23 protein-coding genes are annotated in these 19,762 nt (G+C 45.6%); 21 read left to right on the top strand and 2 right to left on the bottom strand.

Annotated elements, in window-relative coordinates:
• The first annotated feature begins 18 nt into the window (after positions 1-18).
• The 7 genes from ACO0KV_RS13880 (at position 19) to ACO0KV_RS13910 (ending at position 5,573) form a co-directional block, all read left to right on the top strand.
• Positions 19-396 (top strand): flagellar protein FlaG, encoded by a 378-nt coding sequence (locus ACO0KV_RS13880; RefSeq protein ID WP_423043129.1) that lies wholly within the window; start codon positions 19-21, stop codon positions 394-396.
• A 150-nt stretch (positions 397-546) separates the two neighbouring features.
• Complete coding sequence (gene fliD / locus ACO0KV_RS13885; protein WP_423043130.1) at positions 547-2,562, top strand: flagellar filament capping protein FliD; 2,016 nt, start codon at positions 547-549, stop codon at positions 2,560-2,562.
• Between the two features lie 32 nt (positions 2,563-2,594).
• Positions 2,595-3,080, top strand: a complete 486-nt coding sequence (gene fliS / locus ACO0KV_RS13890; RefSeq protein ID WP_423043131.1) for a flagellar export chaperone FliS — start codon at positions 2,595-2,597, stop codon at positions 3,078-3,080.
• Positions 3,081-3,086: 6 nt separating this feature from the next.
• Complete coding sequence (locus tag ACO0KV_RS13895; RefSeq protein ID WP_423043132.1) at positions 3,087-3,419, top strand: flagellar protein FliT; 333 nt, start codon at positions 3,087-3,089, stop codon at positions 3,417-3,419.
• 6 nt (positions 3,420-3,425) lie between these two features.
• Entirely contained in the window at positions 3,426-4,487 is a 1,062-nt protein-coding gene (locus tag ACO0KV_RS13900; RefSeq protein WP_423043133.1) for a flagellar hook-length control protein FliK, read from the top strand.
• Positions 4,471-4,806 (top strand): EscU/YscU/HrcU family type III secretion system export apparatus switch protein, encoded by a 336-nt coding sequence (locus tag ACO0KV_RS13905; RefSeq protein ID WP_423043134.1) that lies wholly within the window; start codon positions 4,471-4,473, stop codon positions 4,804-4,806. Before ACO0KV_RS13900 ends, ACO0KV_RS13905 begins: the two co-directional genes overlap by 17 nt.
• Before the next feature lie 8 nt (positions 4,807-4,814).
• Positions 4,815-5,573, top strand: coding sequence for a flagellar brake protein (locus ACO0KV_RS13910; RefSeq protein ID WP_423043135.1), 759 nt, complete (start codon positions 4,815-4,817; stop codon positions 5,571-5,573).
• A 93-nt stretch (positions 5,574-5,666) separates the two neighbouring features.
• On the opposite strand, the gene fliE is transcribed toward ACO0KV_RS13910, so the two are convergent.
• The gene (gene fliE, locus ACO0KV_RS13915; RefSeq protein WP_423043136.1) at positions 5,667-6,023 is read right to left on the bottom strand and encodes a flagellar hook-basal body complex protein FliE; all 357 of its coding nucleotides are present in this window, start codon (positions 6,021-6,023) and stop codon (positions 5,667-5,669) included.
• A gap of 207 nt (positions 6,024-6,230) precedes the next feature.
• Here fliE and fliF point away from each other — a divergent pair, with 207 nt between their 5' ends.
• The 14 genes from fliF to ACO0KV_RS13985 all read left to right on the top strand — a co-directional run bounded on the left by fliF (position 6,231) and on the right by ACO0KV_RS13985 (position 18,853).
• Positions 6,231-7,967, top strand: a complete 1,737-nt coding sequence (gene fliF / locus ACO0KV_RS13920) for a flagellar basal-body MS-ring/collar protein FliF (RefSeq protein WP_423043137.1) — start codon at positions 6,231-6,233, stop codon at positions 7,965-7,967.
• Positions 7,960-8,955 carry a flagellar motor switch protein FliG gene (gene fliG, locus ACO0KV_RS13925; RefSeq protein WP_423043138.1) on the top strand — a complete coding sequence of 332 codons (996 nt, stop codon included), beginning with the start codon at positions 7,960-7,962 and terminating at the stop codon, positions 8,953-8,955. Before fliF ends, fliG begins: the two co-directional genes overlap by 8 nt.
• Complete coding sequence (locus tag ACO0KV_RS13930; RefSeq protein ID WP_423043139.1) at positions 8,948-9,637, top strand: flagellar assembly protein FliH; 690 nt, start codon at positions 8,948-8,950, stop codon at positions 9,635-9,637. Before fliG ends, ACO0KV_RS13930 begins: the two co-directional genes overlap by 8 nt.
• 5 nt (positions 9,638-9,642) lie before the next feature.
• Positions 9,643-11,025, top strand: a complete 1,383-nt coding sequence (fliI, locus tag ACO0KV_RS13935; RefSeq protein WP_423043140.1) for a flagellar protein export ATPase FliI — start codon at positions 9,643-9,645, stop codon at positions 11,023-11,025.
• A 32-nt stretch (positions 11,026-11,057) separates the two neighbouring features.
• Complete coding sequence (gene fliJ, locus ACO0KV_RS13940) at positions 11,058-11,498, top strand: flagellar export protein FliJ (RefSeq protein WP_423043141.1); 441 nt, start codon at positions 11,058-11,060, stop codon at positions 11,496-11,498.
• Between the two features lie 29 nt (positions 11,499-11,527).
• Complete coding sequence (locus ACO0KV_RS13945) at positions 11,528-12,826, top strand: flagellar hook-length control protein FliK (RefSeq protein ID WP_423043142.1); 1,299 nt, start codon at positions 11,528-11,530, stop codon at positions 12,824-12,826.
• 221 nt (positions 12,827-13,047) lie between these two features.
• Positions 13,048-13,557 (top strand): flagellar basal body-associated protein FliL, encoded by a 510-nt coding sequence (gene fliL / locus ACO0KV_RS13950; protein WP_423043143.1) that lies wholly within the window; start codon positions 13,048-13,050, stop codon positions 13,555-13,557.
• Between the two features lie 4 nt (positions 13,558-13,561).
• Positions 13,562-14,563, top strand: a complete 1,002-nt coding sequence (gene fliM, locus ACO0KV_RS13955) for a flagellar motor switch protein FliM (RefSeq protein WP_423043144.1) — start codon at positions 13,562-13,564, stop codon at positions 14,561-14,563.
• Positions 14,556-14,978: a flagellar motor switch protein FliN gene (gene fliN / locus ACO0KV_RS13960; RefSeq protein ID WP_423043145.1), complete on the top strand. Its 423-nt coding sequence runs from the start codon at positions 14,556-14,558 to the stop codon at positions 14,976-14,978. Before fliM ends, fliN begins: the two co-directional genes overlap by 8 nt.
• 71 nt (positions 14,979-15,049) lie before the next feature.
• Positions 15,050-15,412 carry a flagellar biosynthetic protein FliO gene (gene fliO / locus ACO0KV_RS13965; RefSeq protein ID WP_423043146.1) on the top strand — a complete coding sequence of 121 codons (363 nt, stop codon included), beginning with the start codon at positions 15,050-15,052 and terminating at the stop codon, positions 15,410-15,412.
• Between the two features lie 7 nt (positions 15,413-15,419).
• A complete protein-coding gene (gene fliP, locus ACO0KV_RS13970) occupies positions 15,420-16,187 on the top strand; it encodes a flagellar type III secretion system pore protein FliP (protein ID WP_423043147.1) in 768 nt (255 codons plus the stop codon).
• A gap of 7 nt (positions 16,188-16,194) precedes the next feature.
• Entirely contained in the window at positions 16,195-16,464 is a 270-nt protein-coding gene (gene fliQ / locus ACO0KV_RS13975) for a flagellar biosynthesis protein FliQ (RefSeq protein WP_423043148.1), read from the top strand.
• A gap of 18 nt (positions 16,465-16,482) precedes the next feature.
• On the top strand, positions 16,483-17,301 hold the full coding sequence (gene fliR, locus ACO0KV_RS13980; RefSeq protein ID WP_423043149.1) for a flagellar biosynthetic protein FliR: 819 nt from the start codon (positions 16,483-16,485) through the stop codon (positions 17,299-17,301).
• Between the two features lie 10 nt (positions 17,302-17,311).
• Positions 17,312-18,853: an NAD(P)H-hydrate dehydratase gene (locus ACO0KV_RS13985; RefSeq protein ID WP_423043150.1), complete on the top strand. Its 1,542-nt coding sequence runs from the start codon at positions 17,312-17,314 to the stop codon at positions 18,851-18,853.
• Here ACO0KV_RS13985 and cysE read toward each other — a convergent pair.
• Positions 18,850-19,596, bottom strand: a complete 747-nt coding sequence (gene cysE, locus ACO0KV_RS13990; RefSeq protein WP_423043151.1) for a serine O-acetyltransferase — start codon at positions 19,594-19,596, stop codon at positions 18,850-18,852. The two genes, ACO0KV_RS13985 and cysE, sit on opposite strands and share 4 nt — an antisense overlap.
• Positions 19,597-19,762: the final 166 nt, after the last annotated feature.

Here is a 19,762-nt window from a genome sequence, read left to right on the forward strand (position 1 = left end):
ACATTGAAGGACAAGATCATGGACATCCCTTCTGTCGGAAGCACACTGCCTCTTGGGTCGCCCCCTCCAGATAAAAATGTAATGCCATCAGGTACGACGACGAGTATCAGCAATGCTGTCCAGAGTCCCGCTCCAGCAGACACAACCTCCGCTGAGACAAAAAAAAGCACTGATCCAAGCCAGTTAAAAAAAGCCGTTGATGACATCAATAAAACGCTGCAAGACCGCGGACAAGATGTCCGTTTTAGCATCGATGAAAGTAGTAAGCGCGTTGTTGTTAAAATTATCGATCAGAACACCGATAAGGTGCTACGCCAGATACCAACGGAACAAGCACTTGAAATCTCTCAATCTTTGGATAAATTACAGGGATTATTGATTAAACAGGAAGCCTGAAAAGGTTTAAAGTAAGATAAAGTCATTGTTGCGTCATAAGCGCTGGTGTTTTGAATCTTATTTTTAAAATAGCGGGGAAATACCCCTCTGTCATGCAAATTGGAACCCCGCCAGATTTGATACAGTTAGGGCTAGCAAAGGAGAACTATTGTGTCCGTATCATCAATCGGCGTCGCCTCAGGGTTACCCCTCGATAGCATTATCAGTAAATTAATGGCTATTGAGAGTCAACCTCTTACCGCGATCAAACAAAAGCAAACCAGTTACAATGCTGATGTGACAGCCTATGGCGCATTGAGTAGTGTCATGAGTGCTTTTCAAAGTTCACTGACGACCTTAAGTAACCCTGCGACTTTTAACAACTTGACGGCAACTTCTGGCGATAGCACCATTGCCAGTGCAACCACGACGAGCGTCGCCACAGCGGGCACATATAGCGTCAACGTAACGCAGTTAGCACAAGGGCAATCCATCTCCAGTGCAGGTCAGACGTCGGCAACTAATACTATCGGCTCCGGCCAAAGCAGCACAGTCACCTTTCAGTTTGGCACCATCAGCGGTGGAACATCCAGCAATGGGGTGTATACGGGCTCCAGTTTTACCCAGGATGCAACGCAAGCGACTGGCTCGATTACGATAGACAGCAGCAATAATTCTCTGCAAGGTATTAGAGACGCCATTAATAATGCGAGTATTGGCGTCAAAGCATCCATTATTGGCGATGGTAGTGCAACGCCTTACCATCTGGTTCTTGCATCAACCAGCACTGGTGCAACATCAAGTATGAAAATCAGTGTTAGCGGTGATTCTGCTTTGCAAAATTTGCTCTCGAACGACCCGTCTGGAACGCAAAATTTCAAAGAGGTCAATACCGGTCAAAGCGCAAATCTGACTATTAACGGTATCGCCGTCACAAGTAACACGAACAACCTCAGTTCCTCCATTCAAGGGGTGACGTTACAACTAGGTAAAGTTGGTACCACGTCTGTCAGTATTGCTGCCAATACAACTGCGGTCACCACTGCGGTGAGTTCTTTTGTGACCGCCTATAACAATATTAACAGCACCATTTCGCAACTTACCTCGTATAACTCAACCACCAAAGCTGCGGGCGCCTTGCTGGGAGACCCAACTGTTACCACAGTACAAGATCAATTGCGTAGCTCCTTGAGCAACGCCGTCAATGGTCTTGGCGGCAAATTCACCTACTTGGCGCAAATTGGCATTACATTTCAAAAAGATGGCTCTCTCGCGTCGGACTCAACCAAACTACAGACTGCACTAACAAATAACTTTACAGATGTTGGTGGCCTGTTTGCAGCGGTTGGTCAATCGACAGATAGCTTGACAAGGCAAGTGGGCTCCACAGCAAATACCCAAGCAGGTAATTATGCGTTAAATGTGACCCAAGTCGCGACCCAAGGTTCGTTAGTTGGCAATACTAACCTCAACAGTGCCTCAACCACGATTGCTGCCAATACAGCGATCAACGTCACACTGGATGGCATTACTGGATCTGTGAATTTACCAGCAGGTACTTATAATGCAACACAATTAGCGTCTCTAGTACAGTCGTCGATCAATGGAACTTCTATTTTTTCGACGGGTGGTTTATCCGTAGCAGCATCGATCGACACTAACGGCTTTCTCAATTTAAGCTCCGGTAACTACGGTAGCAAATCTATCGTTAGTCTGACAAATGGAACGGGAACCAGCATTTCAGCATTAACAGGTACTTCATCTGCGGGTTTCGTTGGCAAAGACGTTGCAGGAACACTTAATGGCGTAGTAGCAACCGGCAATGGGCAAATTCTTACCGGCGCAAGTGGATCTCCCTCCGATGGCTTACAAGTGATTGTTAACGGCGGCGCAGTTGGCGACCGTGGGACTGTTTATTTCTCTCAAGGTTTTGCTTACAAGCTCAATAGCGTTCTTAACAATATCATCGGTACCGGTGGCTTAATCCCCAATGCAATTACCGGATTTAACAGCACGCTAAAAGATCTACAAAAACAGACCGATGCACTGAATGTTCAACTTACCGCTAAACAAGCCGCCTTACAGGCGCAATACAGTGCGCTTGATACGCTAGTTGCCAGCATGCAATCGCAGTCAAGCTTTTTGACATCACAACTTGGCATCCTTAACGGCACTACCAATAAATAAGTAATTTACCAGTCACTCGTGAAGGACTACATATGTTTGGATCATCAAAACTATACGGCGCCAATGCCTACACCAAAATAGGTCAAGAGACCGGTGTCATGGCGGCCGATCCGCACAAACTGATCGTCATGCTGTTTGATGGCGCAATAATTGCGATTGGAAATGCCATACAGCAAATGAAAAACAAAGAAATTGCCAGCAAAGGGAAATCTATTTCTCATGCAATTTCGATCATTGATAATGGCCTGCGTGCCAGTTTAGACAAAGAAGCTGGCGGTGATATCGCAAAAAATCTTGACGCACTGTATGAATACATGAGTCGCGAGTTGTTACTCGCCAATGCTGGCAACAAAGAAGAAAAACTAATTGAAGTGCAAACATTATTACGTGACTTAAAAGAAACTTGGGAGGCAATTAATCCAGCGCCAGGAATTGCGGCAGCCGCTGCGAATAAAGTCCCTTCTACAGCAAGCTACGACCCATTACAACCAAAACAAATTCACGCATTTGAGGCCTGATTAAGCATGGAAAGCATAGAACTTATCTCATTATATGAAAACGTGGCTGTAATTACAGACCAAATGCTTGATGCCGCACGGAAACGCGATTGGGAGTTGCTATGTCAACTAGAATCTAACTGTAGCTCGACCGTTGCCATCATTCAAAAAAATGAAGTGCCAGTTCCACTCACACCCGAGTTAAAGGAGCGTAAAATCAAAATGATCAAAAAGATCCTTGCGGATGATAAGGAAATCCGTGATATCACGGAGCCTTGGATGGCCGAACTGGCCAATCTTATGCATAGCAACCACACTTCTCGCAAGTTGAACCAGGCTTACGGAGCCGCACGAGTGTAAACATTCATGTCCAATCGCCTCGATAGTGCAACAACACAACCTGCCGCTATTGGGGCGAGCTCAAATACAACATCAACTACATCGAGTAGCTCGAAGAATACCGGTGTATTTGAAGCTAAAGTGTTGGCAAAAATAGATGACACGACCTATTCAGTCAACGTCAACAACAAAACGATAATCGTTTCTTTGCCCCAAGATACAAAAATCGGGGACATGATCTCGGTTGACATCAAAGCTCTTGGCTCTAGTCAGCAACGTCTCGATCTAGAAACAAACGTACCTGCACAATTAAAGTCATCGACGAACTTACTTAAGGCCACTGAAATACAGCAGCGTCCGCTTCAAGACGCGGACTCATTCAATTCATCAGGCCAACAGAGCAGCGTTATACAGTTGAGCGATTTTAGTCGATTAATTGATACTATTCTGCGCGCCGATACTAGCCCTGAGTCGCCTATTGTCGCACCATCTACGATCTTGACAGAGACCTCCGCAATGAGTGATACGCACACGCTCGCGACCGAATTACAAAAACAACTCTCAAAGAGTGGCGTATTTTACGAATCACATCTGGCAGATTGGGTAAGTGGAAAGAGGGATCTAAAGGCAATTCAATCAGAACCTCAAGCAAGACTCCCCTCTTTAGACGAAAAAGGAATACCAACCAACGTCAATGACGTTGCGGGATATAAAGAACTTACTCATCTGATTCAACAGCAGCTACATACATTGGAAAATGACAACCTGAAATGGCAAGGAAACCTGCTTCCAGGACAACCACTCGAATTTGAAATCCGCAGGCAGCAATCTGAAAAAAAGAAAAATGCTTACCCCGAAGAAGCAGGAGACTATTGGAATAGCATTGTGCGTTTTACACTCCCCACGCTAGGGACCGTATCAGCTACAATCAACTTGCATTCTTCACATTTAAGTGTATCCGTTCATACCACTGACGAATTGAGTGCTCAGGTTCTTCGGGCTTACGCCCATCAATTCACTACAACACTGAGCTCTTTAGGCACAGATCTTGACCAATTCAGCATAAAATACGATGGCGACAAAGAATGATATAACTAAAAATGCAGTCGCCATTGCTTACGAAAGCGGGTCAAGCGCCCCAAAAGTAGTGGCTAAAGGCAAGGGGCTCATTGCAGAAACCATCATTGCACGGGCAAAAGAACACGGTATTCATGTGCATGAATCCAAAGAGTTGGTATCATTACTAATGAAAGTCGAATTAGACAAAGAAATTCCGCCTACACTCTACCGTGTAGTTGCAGAACTCCTTGCATGGCTTTACCATATTGACGCTGATGAATCACGGAATGGAGCGGGGACATCTTCAATAAATACCATTCCCCCAGACAATTTTGACAAAAATAATTAACACAACATATGCAAATATCTCCAACACTTGGGACTGAAAACCAGAGTCCCTATCAGATTGACTCTCGCAGAGAAATCGTTTCCTTGCTTAAAGGCTTGCGCGACAGTAATCAGCTGATCAGCATGGTGATACATAATGGTAGTGAAGTATTTATCACCTCGATTCTCGATATCGATGACGCCAACAACCACATCATCGTTGATGCCGCGCCAGGAAACTTGGCTAATCAACGCATTGTTGAAGCCCCGCGCGTTTCGTTTGAAGGTTTGCTCGATAAAATCGGCATCCAATTCTCAAGCTCAGAAGTAGTGCAGATCACCTTTGAAGATCGGCCTGCCTTGCAATTTGGCATCCCAATCAACATGATCCGATTGCAACGCAGAGAGTATTACCGCATCAATACACCGCTATCTACACCGATTAAAGCGAGCATCCCAGCTGAAATTGATGGCAAGGTTGATGTCCTCAAATTAAGCCTCGTTGACATCAGTTGTGGTGGTATCGCAATACTGGATGAGAAAAAGATTTTGGACTGCACGATTGGCAAATCCTACGAGCATTGCAAACTCGACTTACCAGGCGTTGGCTTGGTTGAAATTGTGCTTCAAGTCAGAAATCATCAAGAGTTGGTTTTACTTAACGGCAAGTCGAACCGCCGCATCGGCTGCCAATTTATCAATCTGTCCAATGCCGTTCTCTCTCATATTCAACGCTACATCATGAAATTAGAACGAGAACGGAACGCCAAGATGACGGGCATAGGCTAATTCAGCTAATTTCGTCAGCCAAATGGACTAACGCTGGTACATCAAGCCATCTCAAAAGGATGGCCTTTATAACCAGATAGCGTTAGTCCCAAGTTATACTTGCATATTCATAATGTCGTTATATGAGGCGACTAGTTTGTTTCTGACCTGCACTGTCGTTTGAAACGAAATACTCGCCTTCTGCATTGATATCATCACATCCGCCAAACTCACCTTATCGTCCCCCATCGCGAATTGCTCGCCCAATTTCTGGGAGTCCGTCTGAACCTGGTTCACATGATCTAACGAAGCTTTGAATGCGTCAGCAAAATTGACCTTAGAGGCCGCTGGTTCTGCCGCTGCGCCAGGTTTCGTTATAACAGGTGAGGAATGTTCCATTTTTGCAGCAGCAGCACGCAACTGAGCAACCATCGCATCAATCTGGCTGCGGTCTATACCAGCAATACCCATAAAATCCTCCGCACAAGTGTAAGTTTTTCACAAGCATCACATTAGCATTGATAATTTTTTGCATTCGCTTGATAAGAACAACTAAACTGGCCTTTATCGACAGATTGAATTTACAAAAAAGGCCCAAAATTGGGACAAGGAAAAAACCACGATGGCTTAGATATATGCAACAACAATTCCACAGATCAGCAACAGACAAGGTGATGTATGGCAACTGCTGAAAACACTGTTCTCGAAAACATGCCAACTGAGGAAGCCCCTAGATTTTTAGGATTACCTCAGACTCCCGGTGTGCGCACTGCCCTACTCTCTGCAGGTGCTGCGCTGATACTGGCGATCATGGTTGGCGTCTGGCTGTGGAGTCAGCAACCAGAATATCGCGTCTTGTTCTCCAACTTCAATGACAAAGATGGCGGCGCCATCGTTGCATCCCTGCAACAAATGAATATTCCCTATAAATATTCAGACTCAGGAACAGCAATTTTAGTACCTGCAAGCCAAGTTCACGACGCACGCCTGAAATTGGCCACCCAAGGATTACCCAAGGGAGGTAACGTTGGTTTTGAATTAATGGAAAATCAAAAATTAGGTATTTCACAATTTTTGGAACAAGTCAATTTCCAACGCGCTCTCGAAGGTGAGTTAGCACGGACGATTCAGTCTGTCGCTTCTATTCAGACAGCACGCGTCCATTTAGCAATGCCCAAGGCCTCTGTTTTCGTCAGAGAGCAACAAAGTCCGACCGCATCCGTGCTTGTCAGCGTCTACCCTGGTCGTGTGCTGGATCAATCTCAAGTTAACGCGATCCTCCACCTTGTGGCCAGTAGCGTCCCTGAATTATCAACAAAAAACGTCTCTATTGTGGATCAAAACGGCAATTTGCTGTCTGACCCCAATAAACAAGCAGGAAGCAATAATTTAGACCCTGCACAAATCAAATACGTGCAAGATTTCCAAGAAAACATCGTCAAACGCGTTGAATCGATTATTAGTCCGATCGTCGGCAAAAATAACGTGCATGCGGAAGCAACTGCAGATATCGATTTTTCCAGAAGTGAGCAAGCAGCAGAGAGCTACCGTCCAAATTCACCACCAGAAGCGTCGACCATACGTAGTCAACAGACCAGCGAAAGCTACAACAAAAACAACAATGCCTCAGGCATTCCCGGTGCTTTAACCAACCAACCGCCTGCACCAGCAACAGCACCTATTGTTGCTAATGGCACTAATGCCGCTAATGCTTCCCAATCGGCAGCATCGAGCGCAGCAATACTCCAAAAAGATTCAACAACTAACTATGAAGTTGATAAAACCATCCGTTACACCCAGCAAAATATGGGCGGCGTTAAACGTATTTCTGTGGCGATTGTTCTCAACTACAAGTCGGAAACCGATAAATCTGGCAAGGTAATTACTCGGCCATTAACGGACGTCGAGAAAACTGAAATTACCGATCTAGCAAAAGAAGCAATGGGTTTCAATAAGGAACGCGGCGACACATTGAACGTTGTCAACAGTGCATTCGCCGGCCCAGAGAAACAAGTGATCGAAGAGTTCCCGCTTTGGAAACAGCCTGAAACGATCGCACTGGCAAAGGAAATTGGTAAGTACCTGTTAGTCGGCGGTGTGTTAGCCTATCTGTTCTTTGGCTACCTCAAACCTATCTTGTATAAAATCATGGGTAAAGATGTTAAGGCAGAGAAAGCTAAGAAAGAACAGGAAGAAAAAGAAAGGCTCGAGGCAGAAGAGCAAGAGGCCGAAGCAGCCGCTGCAGCAGAAGGTGACGAAGATGGCGCAGTCGTCAAACTCTCCAGTGAAGAAGAAATACAAGCAGCAAAACAAACACAAAGCTACGAACAAAACTTAGAAATGGCGAGAGCATTGGCAAAAGATGATCCTCGCATCGTGGCGAACGTGATTAAAACATGGGTGAATAATGAGTGATGAAGGCGTACAAAAGGCAGCGACTTTTTTACTAGCTCTGGGCGAAGATGGCGCAGCTGAAGTAATGAAGTTTCTCGGGCCACGTGAAGTACAAAAAATCGGCGCTGCCATGGCAACGATCGGTGCTATTCCACATGAACGCATAGCCAAAGTCATGGAAGATTTTAAGGCCGCGGCCGACGTCAACTCATCGGTTGGCCTTGATTCTGACGAATACATCCGCAATGTATTGACGAAAGCATTGGGCGACGACAAAGCATCATCCTTACTCAACCGCATTCTTGGTGGCAAGGACGCCAGCGGTATTGAAAGTCTCAAGTGGATGGATTCCCCCTCCGTTGCTGACCTGATTAAAAATGAGCATCCACAAATTGTCGCAACCATCCTAGTTCACCTTGAAAGTGATCAGGCCTGTGAGATTTTAAATAACTTCACGGAGCGCCTTCGGAATGACGTAGTTCTGCGTATCGCGACTCTGGATGGTATTCAGCCAACAGCGTTACGTGAACTCAATGATGTCCTGACAAAACTACTGACTGGCAATGAAAGTCTGAAGAAAAAATCTATCGGTGGCGTGCGTGCTGCGGCAGAAATTCTCAACTTCATGAGCGGCGAAAATGAAGCATCCGTGATGGACAATCTGCGCAAATACGATGGTGATATGGCAGAAAAAATCATGGATGAAATGTTTGTCTTCGATAACATTCTTGAAATTGATGACAAAGGTATTCAATTATTGCTTCGCGAAGTGCAATCTGATTCCCTCATTGTCGCGCTTAAAGGTGCTAATCAAGATATGCGCGAGAAAATCTTCAAAAATATGTCTCAACGGGCAGCTGAGATGATGCGCGAAGATCTAGAATCAAAAGGTCCTGTTCGGCTTTCTGAAGTTGAGGCGCAACAAAAGCAAATTTTGTTAGTGGTTCGACGTCTGGCTGACGAAGGCCAGATCATGCTAGGCTCCAAAGGCGACGACTCTTATGTCTAGTGCTACACTCCAAAAGGATGTTTCAGCGTATCAGCGATGGGAAATGGCATCGTTTGGCGAAACTCGGCCTAGCCATATTGCTGTTGCTAGCATTGAAATTCCTGAAGTACCAACCATACTGTCAATCAGCGCTGAAGAAGTTGATCAAATTAAAACCAACGCGCACAACGAAGGTTACTCCGCAGGTTATCAGGAAGCTTACGAAAAGGGATTGCATGAAGGACAGACCGCCGGCATGCAACTCGCTGAAGAAAGTATGAAGGTACATATTCAGGCAATGGAAAATCTTGCTAAAAATTTTATTGGCGAAATCGACCGCGCAGGAAAAAATACAGGCCAGGAATTACTGGACTTGGCAATAAGTCTCGCAGAGAACATTCTAAAAACTAAACTTGAGTTAGACGTCAGTGCTATTCTGCCCATCGTAGAAGAAACTATTGCACATATTCCCACCGTCCAACAGCCAGCAAATATTCTGCTCAATCCAGAGGATGCAGCTACTGTCAAACATATAATGGGAGAAGCATTGAACTCCGATGGCTGGAAAATTATCAGCGATGCGCAATTGGAGAGGGGCGACTGCAAAATAGAAACTGCCTACAACATTGTTGATGCCAGCATAGAAACGCGTTGGAACGCGCTCAAAGCATTGATTCAGCCCCCTGTGAAAAGTACGAGCTAGCGGCTATGGAATCAACGATCACTGATCAATGGAAAAATTTACTCAGTGAGAGCCAAGTTCTCGCTAGTAGAGCAAGCGAGCCTCTGGTCGCAGGCAGAGTCACCAAGGTCACGGGCTTAGTGATGGAAGCAGTTGGGCTGCGCCTCCCCGTTGGAAGCGCCTGTACCATCCATTTAATGACTGGCGCTACGGTGGATGCCGAAGTCGTTGGATTTGACGGTGATCGTTTGTTTTTAATGCCGCACAGTGACTTAGAAGGCGTTACGCCTGGCGCGGCTGTGTTCCCAGCAACACCCGCCCCGCAAGTAGGAAATCAGACGAGGCGAAGTGTAGATCGTAGTCGAAAATTACCCGTCGGATACCAACTACTTGGTCGAGTACTCGACGGTAATGGACGCCCGCTAGACACACTTGGGCCACTAGACACAACAACCTCTGCATCACTCAGTGCTCGCATCTACAACCCTCTTGAACGCGCCCCGATTGTCGAGACACTCGATGTCGGTGTGAGAGCAATTAATAGCATGCTAAGCGTTGGTCGCGGTCAACGACTGGGGCTCTTTGCAGGCTCAGGCGTTGGTAAAAGTGTACTCCTAGGTATGATGGCAAGATATACCACTGCTGACGTGATTGTCGTCGGCCTCATCGGCGAACGGGGACGCGAGGTAAAAGAGTTTATTGAACAGATTCTAGGCAAAGAAGGACTGGCACGTTCAGCAGTGGTGGCCGCACCTGCCGACGCACCACCTTTGATGCGCTTACAGGGCGCAGCTTACGCAACAACTATCGCAGAATATTTCCGCGATCAAGGACATAGTGTCTTGCTCATTATGGACTCACTGACACGATATGCGATGGCGCAACGCGAGATCGCTTTGGCAATCGGCGAACCGCCAGCAACAAAAGGTTACCCTCCTTCCGTTTTCGCAAAATTACCGATCTTGGTTGAGCGCGCTGGTAATGGCAAAGAAGGCGGTGGCTCAATTACCGCCTTTTACACAGTCTTAACAGAAGGTGATGATCAGCAAGATCCGATCGCAGATTCTGCGCGGGCTATCCTTGACGGACATATTGTTCTTAATCGTACTTTGGCTGAGAGCGGCCATTACCCTGCTATTGATATAGAACAATCGATCAGTCGCGCAATGCATAGCATTACGACACCTGAACATCAACAGCTATCCAGAAAACTCAAACAGTTATATTCACGTTACGAACGAAGTAGAGATCTCATTAGCGTTGGCGCGTATGCACCAGGATCAGACCCTCTTCTGGATGAGGCAATTCGCCTGCAACCTCGTATCGCCGCATATTTGCAACAAGATATTTTGCAAAAGGTAAGCATAAGCGAGAGCATGGATGAACTTCGTGCTCTATTCCAAGGATAGACGTGGCAAGAATAACCTATACTTAGGAAGCTATGGCAACACAGTCCGCGATCGCTACTCTCATCGAAATTGCCGAAAAAGATACAGATGAAGCAGCGAAAAAATTAGGCAAGGCAATTCGGTACCACGAGGAAACCATCGCCAAATTAAATTTATTAGCTCAATATCGAGACGATTACGATATGAAATTTCGTGACAACGCAGCAAGAGGGATCAGTGCGAGCCAATACGCAAATTTCACGAGTTTTCTTGACAAACTTGATAGCGCTGTCGAAGGTCAAAAGTTGGTCGTAGCTGAAGCGGCAAGACGAATAGAAATAGCAAAAAATAATTGGCAAGGGTGCGAAAAAAAACGACTGTCCTACAACACGCTGGATCAAAGAACGAAGATAGGGCAGCAACTTAAAGAAACAAAACGCGACCAAAAGCAGACGGATGATTTTGCAGCCAGGGCATATTTTTACAAGTCATAACCTTCTAATTCTAATGAGCGGTAAATATCATGAAAACGGCGAATGTTGTCAATACGATGCTTAATCAGAATGGGGCAAGTAGCGCTCCGAAAAATAACCCAATGTCGCTTGAGGAAAACTCATTCAGCGCTCATTTTAATCGGGAACTGAACACCACCAGTAACAACAAGATTTCGGTCAATAGCAACAGCAATAACAACATCAACAGCGCCAAAAGTGCAAAAAATGCAAAAAATGCTGAGCAGAACAGCAAAGCGACTGATAGCACAACAATAGAAAATAATAAGAGTGCATCAAGCCAGACTAGCGCCCCAGAGACTGGCACATCAGCGACGTCACCATCAACTGAGACAAATGACGACAAAGACAAGAATAATAGTCACCTTGATGACAATAGCCCGCTAATGCTTTTATTTGGTGCGATGTCCACCGTGCCGAAAATTGATCTACCCATTACCGCAAAATCAACAGACGACAGTGGCAAAACCATCAATGCAACAACGGTCGACTTGACTGCAACTTCGACCACGAATTCATTACCACTCACCGCGACCATTGAGAGCGATGCGTCACCTTTCAATGAACCTACCGGCACGTTTAATAGCGCGTTCTCTCAAAAACTAATTGACGCCAAGGATGTCATTGCGGAAGAGAGTAAGACGTTAACAACAGACGAAAGTAAAGCATTACCAGCAAACCTCGCGGCATCCGAGAAAATTGGATTAACTACGACGAATAACGAAGAGGTGCTCACGGCATCGCTCCAGAACAAGCTTGAAAAACTAACTGCAGCAATAACACCACAGGCACCCAATTCTCAGGCAGTCATTGCTAATATTGCAGCAGCAGTTGCACCCGCAGGTACATCAAATACACAAATCACCCAACCATTTGGAAGTACTGGTTGGGACAAAGCGGTTGGTCAAAAAGTATTATGGATGGTTGGCGAAAGTATTCATTCGGCAGAATTAAGCCTGAACCCACCTGACTTAGGGCCGCTACAAATCGTTTTAAAAGTAACTAACGAGCACGCCAGCGCATCGTTTATGTGCTCCCAACCCGAGGTCAGAGAAGCGTTGGAATCCTCTATGCCTAAATTACGCCAAATGATGAGCGACGCTGGAATTGAGCTATCAAGTTTTTCCGTTAATACACAAGCATCGAATCAGGGGCAACAAGGGAGCGGGTACCGACCAAACTCGCAAGAGTGGGGGCAAACTAGCTCGATAAGTTCAAACACACAACAAATTGATCCGACATTGGCTGTTTCAAACGCGTCATCAAGAGTGTTTACATCAAGAATCGGTGAAGTTGACACCTTTGCTTAGATGCCAGACTGGAAAAACTTCCACTCAACCATGTAGAATAAGAAAAGAAGGTAGTTAGCAGAGGAGATTCTGGGCATCGTTGGCTGCACACGTCTAACATGACTGAAGCATAGAAGTTTGAACTAAAGAAGAATACCCCTTCTTTTCCTCGCTTATAAACCACCTTCCTTCGTAGATAATATGGAAAACCGTGACGAATAAAGCACGTCGAGAGGATTAAAATGGCGAAAGCACCTGCGAAAGCAGCTCCAGCGCACGGCGAAGCCGCCCCTGCTGGAAAATCGAAGAAAAAACTCATCATCATTATCGCTGCAGCCGTACTCGTGCTTGCTGGCGTTGGCGGTGGTGCAGCATTTTTTCTGTCTAAGAAGCACTCTGGATCGAAAGAAAAAGAAGAGAAAGTAGAAGCACCAAAGGTGTCTGCTTTTCTTCCTATGGAGCCGTTTACGGTCAACCTTCAGTCGGATGCCGGCGACAAATATCTACAGGTAACGATGACCTTAGAGGTTGAGGGTGAAGAGCAGGCCAACCTGATTAAAGCGAACATGCCACAAGTTCGTAGTCGCCTTCTTTTACTTCTTTCAAGTAAAGATGCAAGTGAAATCATTACTGCCGACGGCAAGGAAAAATTGGTACAAGAAATTATTGAAAAAGTGAGCCAACCATTTGCGTCAAAAGGTGAGTCGCAAAAGGTGAGTGGCGTTTATTTTACTTCTTTCGTCGTTCAGTAAACCCATGTCAGATAACTTCCTCTCCCAAGAAGAAGTCGACGCCCTTCTCAAAGGCGTTACGGGAGACCAGGATGATTCTCAGTCTCAAGAGGATACTTCTGGGGTACGCACCTACAATCTCGCGACACAGGAGCGGATTGTACGTGGGCGTATGCCTACACTGGAAATCATCAATGAGAGGTTTGCCCGTCTTTTACGGATCGGCTTATTCAACTTTTTACGCCGTAGTGCTGAAGTATCCGTTGGGACGGTAAGGGTATCAAAATATAGCGAATTTATTCGTAATTTGGTTGTTCCAACCAATCTTAACCTCGTTCACATGAAGCCACTACGAGGCACCTCACTGATCGTACTAGATCCAGGCTTGGTGTTTTTACTCGTCGATAACTTATTTGGAGGAGATGGGCGGTTTCATACTCGAGTTGAAGGACGGGATTTTACGCAAACCGAACAACGTATCATTCATCGTATCCTTGATATTATTTTTGAGACCTACGCGAAATCTTGGGAGCCCGTTTACCCCATCGAGTTCGAGTATATACGTTCAGAGATGAACACCCAGTTCGCTAATATTGCAACGCCAAATGAAGTCGTCGTCTCAACAACCTTCACGGTCGAACTTGGCCCTGTTAGTGGTGAAATGCATTTCTGTATGCCCTATTCCATGATCGAACCAATCAGGGATGTACTGACAAGTAGCCTGCAAGGTGAAACCCTCGAGATTGATAAGCGCTGGGTGCGACTAATGACGCAACAAATTCAGATCGCTGAAGTCGAAATTGTGGCTGATCTGGGCACAACCAAAGTAACGCTTGAAGATATATTGAATATGAAAGCAGGAGACATTATCCCGCTTCACGTCCCTGAGATCGTATCAGCAAAGGTTGACGGCACACCCATTATGGAATGTAAATACGGCGTATTTAACGGTCAATATGCATTACGCGTGGAAAAACTACTTAATTCCAGCGTGCAAGAAGTAGTACAAGGAGAAAATCATGGATGAAAACGCAGATACCCCGATTAGTGAAGATGATTGGGGCGCGGCGATTGCTGAACAAGAAAAAGCGGAAGCCGCTGCAAGTCAGAAAACTGAACCAGCTATAAGCGCAGCGATTTTTAATGATTTCAGTGCAAAAAGTACCCCGAGTGAAACACACAATGACATCGACTTCATTCTCGATATCCCCGTACAACTCACTGTAGAGTTAGGCCGCACAAAAATTGCGATTAAAAATCTACTACAACTGGCACAAGGATCCGTTGTAGAGCTTGATGGGATGGCGGGTGAGCCAATGGACGTCTTGGTCAACGGCTGCCTGATAGCGCAAGGTGAGGTGGTGGTGGTCAACGATAAATTTGGTATCCGCTTAACAGATATTATCACGCCAGCAGAACGCATTCGTAAGCTCAACAAATGATGATCGCGCCATGTAGATTTTACGTAGGGTTATTACTCTGTTTTTTCTCTCAACAAGTATTGGCCGACGACATGAAAGCAGTCAGCCCAGGTATTGGATTTTTACAAATCGCTGGAGCACTTCTTTTTGTATTATTACTGATGTTTGCAGCAGCTTGGCTATTGAAGCGTATCGGACCAGTTGCTTCGGGCAATAAAATACTTGTCAAAGTCGTCGGTGGCGTTAGTGTTGGCAATCGAGAACGGGTTTTAGTTGTCGAAGTAGATGACCAATGGTTAATACTCGGCGTCACCTCGAACAATATCAGCAACCTTGGCAGTATGCCGAAGAAAGATGTTCCTGTTTCTATCAATCAAACAGGAAATGGCATATTCCAGGATTGGCTAAAACGCACTATAGAAAAGCGCAGTGATGCGCACAACGATATCAAATAAGTTCTGCATGAAAACACTGCGCCTTTCACCTTCTGTGCTTCTCCGACTGCTCAGCTTTTTGTGCTTATGCTTACCTGTATTTGCCTTTGCCGAATCGACAGGGGGATTACAAGCAATTACCTCGACTCCGGCTGCCGGCGGTGGTCAGAATTATTCACTGAGCATTCAGACCCTGCTATTTCTGTCAGCGATTAGTTTCTTGCCATCCGTTTTGCTAATGATGACAAGTTTTACTCGCATCATCATTGTTCTATCGATGTTAAGACAGGCACTCGGAACCCAATCCTCCCCTCCCAATCAGGTATTGATTGGCCTGGCGCTCTTTCTGACCTTATTCGTTATGGGACCAGTATTCGATAAAATATATACCGATGCTTATGTACCGTTTTCGGAAAATAAGATCAGCATGGTAGATGCACTTGAAAAAGGTGGCGCACCGCTGAAGCAATTCATGATGAAGCAAACCAGGCAGTCTGACCTTGCATTGTATGTAAAGATGTCAAACTCACCGAAGTTGCAAGGCCCTGAAGACGTTACTTTCCGCATCTTGATTCCTGCTTTTATTACAAGCGAACTCAAGACAGCGTTTCAAATCAGTTTTGCTATTTTTGTTCCATTCTTGATTATCGACATGGTCGTAGCCAGCGTATTAATGTCGATGGGTATGATGATGGTGTCTCCATCCATTGTGTCATTACCATTTAAGTTGATGTTATTTGTATTAGTCGATGGCTGGCAATTGATTATTGGCTCCTTGGCACAAAGTTTCTATTGAGGTAAAAATGGCTCCAGAATATGTAATGACCCTTGGGCGTCAAGCAGTAGAAGTAACTTTGATGCTGGCTGCACCGTTATTGCTTGTCTCTTTGGTTATCGGTTTGCTTGTTAGTATTTTTCAGGCTGCAACCCAGATCAACGAATCAACGCTCTCTTTTATTCCTAAACTAGTCGGTATTTTTACGACGCTGATTATTGCGGGTCCGTGGATGATTGGTGTACTGACCGATTATATGAGACAGATGTTTACCAGCATCGCCACAATGGCTAGTTAAGCTAGATTTCAGCGGCCCATGATTTCATTGTCATCCAAAGAACTGGTTGGGCTAATTATGGCCTTTATCTGGCCACTGACCAGAATTTTAGGGCTGATTGCAATCGCGCCACCATTTGGCAACAGCAGCATCCCTCGCCGCATCAAAATTGCGTTTGGAATCGTTCTAGCGCTGATCATCACACCTGGAATTCCCCCCTTTATCAACGCAGATCCCGTCTCCTTATCCGGCGTCATGATACTGACGCAGCAGCTCATTATTGGCCTCGGAATGGGCTTTGTAATGCGTCTCGTATTTGCCGCCATTGAACTAGCAGGCTCCATGATAGGGATGACAATGGGCTTAGGGTTCGCGTCTTTTTTCGACCCTCAGTCCAGAGGCAATACCTCAGCCTTAGCACAACTTTTAGTCCTGATAGCAACGGTACTATTTTTTTCACTCAACGTGCATCACGCCATGCTGATTGCACTGATGGACAGCTTTAAAACAATACCTGTTTCAATGACGTTACAAAATGGTTTTGATTTCCACCGATTAGCGATTTGGGGCGAACAGATTTTTATTTACGGTCTTAAGCTCTCTCTCCCTCTAATTGCGGCACTACTGCTTACTAACGTGGCGCTCGGGATACTCACAAGGGCTGCGCCCCAATTAAATGTATTTGGTATTGGATTTACGATTACCATTAGCGTTGGGTTCTTAATACTAGGAATGATCCTGCCTTATCTGACACTACCAATAGAAAATTTGTTTCAATATGGAGTGGAAACCATGCAATCTCTTGGAAAAGTAATTCAACATCCACTTCCACCTGTTGTTAAACCTATTCCATCGTGATGATACTTATATGAAGCTGGCTGATTTAACACTGTTTAATTCACAAGCAATACGTGATATCGAAGCTAGGGTTGCGGTTGAACACCCAGGCAAAAATCTGATGAAAAAAGCAGGAAGAGCAACGGCGATACTGGCAAAACAACTTATTAAAAAAAATAGTCATCCTATTTTAATGATCGCTGGGCCAGGCAATAATGGGGGCGACGCATGTGCAGCTGCGGCAGACCTAGCTAAGGAAGGGTTTCAGGTCATTGTAATTCTTTGCGCTGATACCGATAAATATACGGAAAATAGCAAAAAATTCTTTGAAAAAGCACTTTCCCGGAAAGTTATTTTTAAGAGCTGCGACACCTTAAAATCACTTTTAAAACAAGAGTTCTCACTGATTGTCGATGGCATGTTTGGCATTGGATTAACACGTCCAATCAATGGCATAAACAAAGAAGTCATTATCACCATTAATCAGTACGCAAAAATAAGGCAAGTACCGATTCTATCCATTGATATTCCCAGCGGATTGCACCCTGACACTGGCACTATCATCGCGACAGAAGCCGAAGAAGGCGCATGCATAGAAGCGACATGCACGCTGACATTTCTTGGTAACAAACCAGGCTTATATACAGCCGATGGAAAAGACTATGCAGGCCAGGTGCTCATATCGGATCTAGACGTCGATGCCACTCAACGACCGGATAGCAATATCATACTGAATGATCCCACAGCTTTCACGTTTCAGCTTCCACGACGAAAGCAAAATAGCCACAAGGGAGATTTTGGTCAAGTACTAGTGATTGGAGGCGCAAAGGGCATGGTGGGTGCGAGCATCCTCGCGGGACGTACTGCGCTTTATGCAGGTGCGGGTAAGACGACGCTCGGCTTCCTGTCACCGACTGTGAGCTATGACCCCCTTCATCCTGAAATCATGTGTCATGATCTTGCCGATATAAAGCTAGGAAGTGAAGTAATTGTTATTGGCCCCGGACTCGGAAAAACAGATGCTGCAAGACATAGTCTGACAAGAATGTTGCAATCTGACTCCCGTTTGGTTATTGATGCCGATGCACTTAATTTGATTTCAGCAGATCAGGAATTACAAGAGTATCTCAAAATCAGAAACGCGCAGAGTATTTTGACGCCACATCCATTGGAAGCTGCGCGACTCCTGCAACAAACCACGAAAGACATTCAATCAGATCGACTCAGCAGCGCCTTGTCGCTGGCAGAACAATTTAAGTGCACCATCATTCTCAAGGGCACAGGAAGCATTATCTGCAACCAACTATGTGACTTGCGTATCAATACGACAGGAAATGCTGGCCTCGCTACAGGCGGCACTGGTGACGTGCTAGCAGGACTTTGCGGCGCACTGATGGCTCAAGGCTTGACTAGCTTCGATGCCGCACAACTAGCTACATGGTTGCACGGCGCAGCAGCAGACTACTTGTCCAAAAATGGAACCGGTCCTATAGGTATGAATCCAAGCGAGCTACCAGAAGCAATCCGCCATTGCCTCAATGTTTTTGCCGCTAGTCAAAAAGAAATAAGTTAGTCAACCAGACTATTTATCTGGTCAGAATTAAATTTATCTTTTTCAATGTTCACGTCACAGACAATGCCAGCGCAAGCAATAGCAGCTGTTAGCTTTTCGATTTGCTCTTGCTGCGCTACTGCATGATCAATGAGCTTGTGTAGTACTTTAGAAACAGGATCGTCGCTGTTTTGCGTAACACCATATGCCGAAAATAATTGCACGCCAGCCATCTCAGCCGAAGGGGCTTCCTTCTTGATGACGTGAGCGGGATTACCAACTGCTGTCGCACCAGCGGGAACTTGCTTGACCACAACCGAATTTGAACCAATTTTAGCGCCTGCACCGACAGTAAAACTACCGAGAACCTTGGCACCGGCACCAACAATAACACCTTGCTCCAACGTTGGATGACGTTTAGTACCACGCGACAGCGAGGTCCCCCCGAGCGTCACTCCTTGATAAATCGTGCAATCATCGCCAATCTCAGCAGTTTCCCCAATGACAACGCCAAAGCCATGATCAATAAATACCCGACGCCCAATGGTAGAACCAGGATGAATCTCAATGCCAGTAAACACCCGCGCAACGTGTGAAATAAAGCGACCTAGCCACTTAAATCCACGGACCCAACACCACTTCGCCCATCCATGCATCACGATCGCCTGGAAGCCTGGATAACACGTGATAACCTCCCACGCATTACGGGCAGCTGGATCTTTGGCGATAATACTCGCGATGTCTTCGCGGAAACGACTAAACATGGTGATAGCTAAGAAAATGATAATAAAGAGATAGTAGCTTAACTAGGGCGTGTTGACATATAAAAAGCTGTTAACTTTTCCCGAAGTGTGTTTACATTCTAGATTTTAAAGAATGAAACGATGCTGCGACTGATGTTGAGAGATGATCAATGGGAACGAATTGCGC

Origin of the sequence: Undibacterium sp. RuRC25W (assembly GCF_049339825.1) — a bacterium.
Classification (GTDB): Bacteria; Pseudomonadota; Gammaproteobacteria; order Burkholderiales; family Burkholderiaceae_D; genus Undibacterium.

Coding starts and splice junctions, on each gene's coding strand:
- ACO0KV_RS13880 (WP_423043129.1), top strand. CDS start 19: ATGGACATCCCTTCTGTCGGAAGCACACTGCCTCTTGGGTCGCCCCCT.
- fliS (WP_423043131.1), top strand. CDS start 2,595: ATGTTTGGATCATCAAAACTATACGGCGCCAATGCCTACACCAAAATA.
- ACO0KV_RS13895 (WP_423043132.1), top strand. CDS start 3,087: ATGGAAAGCATAGAACTTATCTCATTATATGAAAACGTGGCTGTAATT.
- ACO0KV_RS13900 (WP_423043133.1), top strand. CDS start 3,426: ATGTCCAATCGCCTCGATAGTGCAACAACACAACCTGCCGCTATTGGG.
- ACO0KV_RS13905 (WP_423043134.1), top strand. CDS start 4,471: ATGGCGACAAAGAATGATATAACTAAAAATGCAGTCGCCATTGCTTAC.
- ACO0KV_RS13910 (WP_423043135.1), top strand. CDS start 4,815: ATGCAAATATCTCCAACACTTGGGACTGAAAACCAGAGTCCCTATCAG.
- fliE (WP_423043136.1), bottom strand. CDS start 6,023: ATGGGTATTGCTGGTATAGACCGCAGCCAGATTGATGCGATGGTTGCT.
- fliF (WP_423043137.1), top strand. CDS start 6,231: ATGGCAACTGCTGAAAACACTGTTCTCGAAAACATGCCAACTGAGGAA.
- fliG (WP_423043138.1), top strand. CDS start 7,960: ATGAGTGATGAAGGCGTACAAAAGGCAGCGACTTTTTTACTAGCTCTG.
- ACO0KV_RS13930 (WP_423043139.1), top strand. CDS start 8,948: ATGTCTAGTGCTACACTCCAAAAGGATGTTTCAGCGTATCAGCGATGG.
- fliI (WP_423043140.1), top strand. CDS start 9,643: ATGGAATCAACGATCACTGATCAATGGAAAAATTTACTCAGTGAGAGC.
- fliJ (WP_423043141.1), top strand. CDS start 11,058: ATGGCAACACAGTCCGCGATCGCTACTCTCATCGAAATTGCCGAAAAA.
- ACO0KV_RS13945 (WP_423043142.1), top strand. CDS start 11,528: ATGAAAACGGCGAATGTTGTCAATACGATGCTTAATCAGAATGGGGCA.
- fliL (WP_423043143.1), top strand. CDS start 13,048: ATGGCGAAAGCACCTGCGAAAGCAGCTCCAGCGCACGGCGAAGCCGCC.
- fliM (WP_423043144.1), top strand. CDS start 13,562: ATGTCAGATAACTTCCTCTCCCAAGAAGAAGTCGACGCCCTTCTCAAA.
- fliN (WP_423043145.1), top strand. CDS start 14,556: ATGGATGAAAACGCAGATACCCCGATTAGTGAAGATGATTGGGGCGCG.
- fliO (WP_423043146.1), top strand. CDS start 15,050: ATGAAAGCAGTCAGCCCAGGTATTGGATTTTTACAAATCGCTGGAGCA.
- fliP (WP_423043147.1), top strand. CDS start 15,420: ATGAAAACACTGCGCCTTTCACCTTCTGTGCTTCTCCGACTGCTCAGC.
- fliQ (WP_423043148.1), top strand. CDS start 16,195: ATGGCTCCAGAATATGTAATGACCCTTGGGCGTCAAGCAGTAGAAGTA.
- fliR (WP_423043149.1), top strand. CDS start 16,483: ATGATTTCATTGTCATCCAAAGAACTGGTTGGGCTAATTATGGCCTTT.
- ACO0KV_RS13985 (WP_423043150.1), top strand. CDS start 17,312: ATGAAGCTGGCTGATTTAACACTGTTTAATTCACAAGCAATACGTGAT.
- cysE (WP_423043151.1), bottom strand. CDS start 19,596: ATGTTTAGTCGTTTCCGCGAAGACATCGCGAGTATTATCGCCAAAGAT.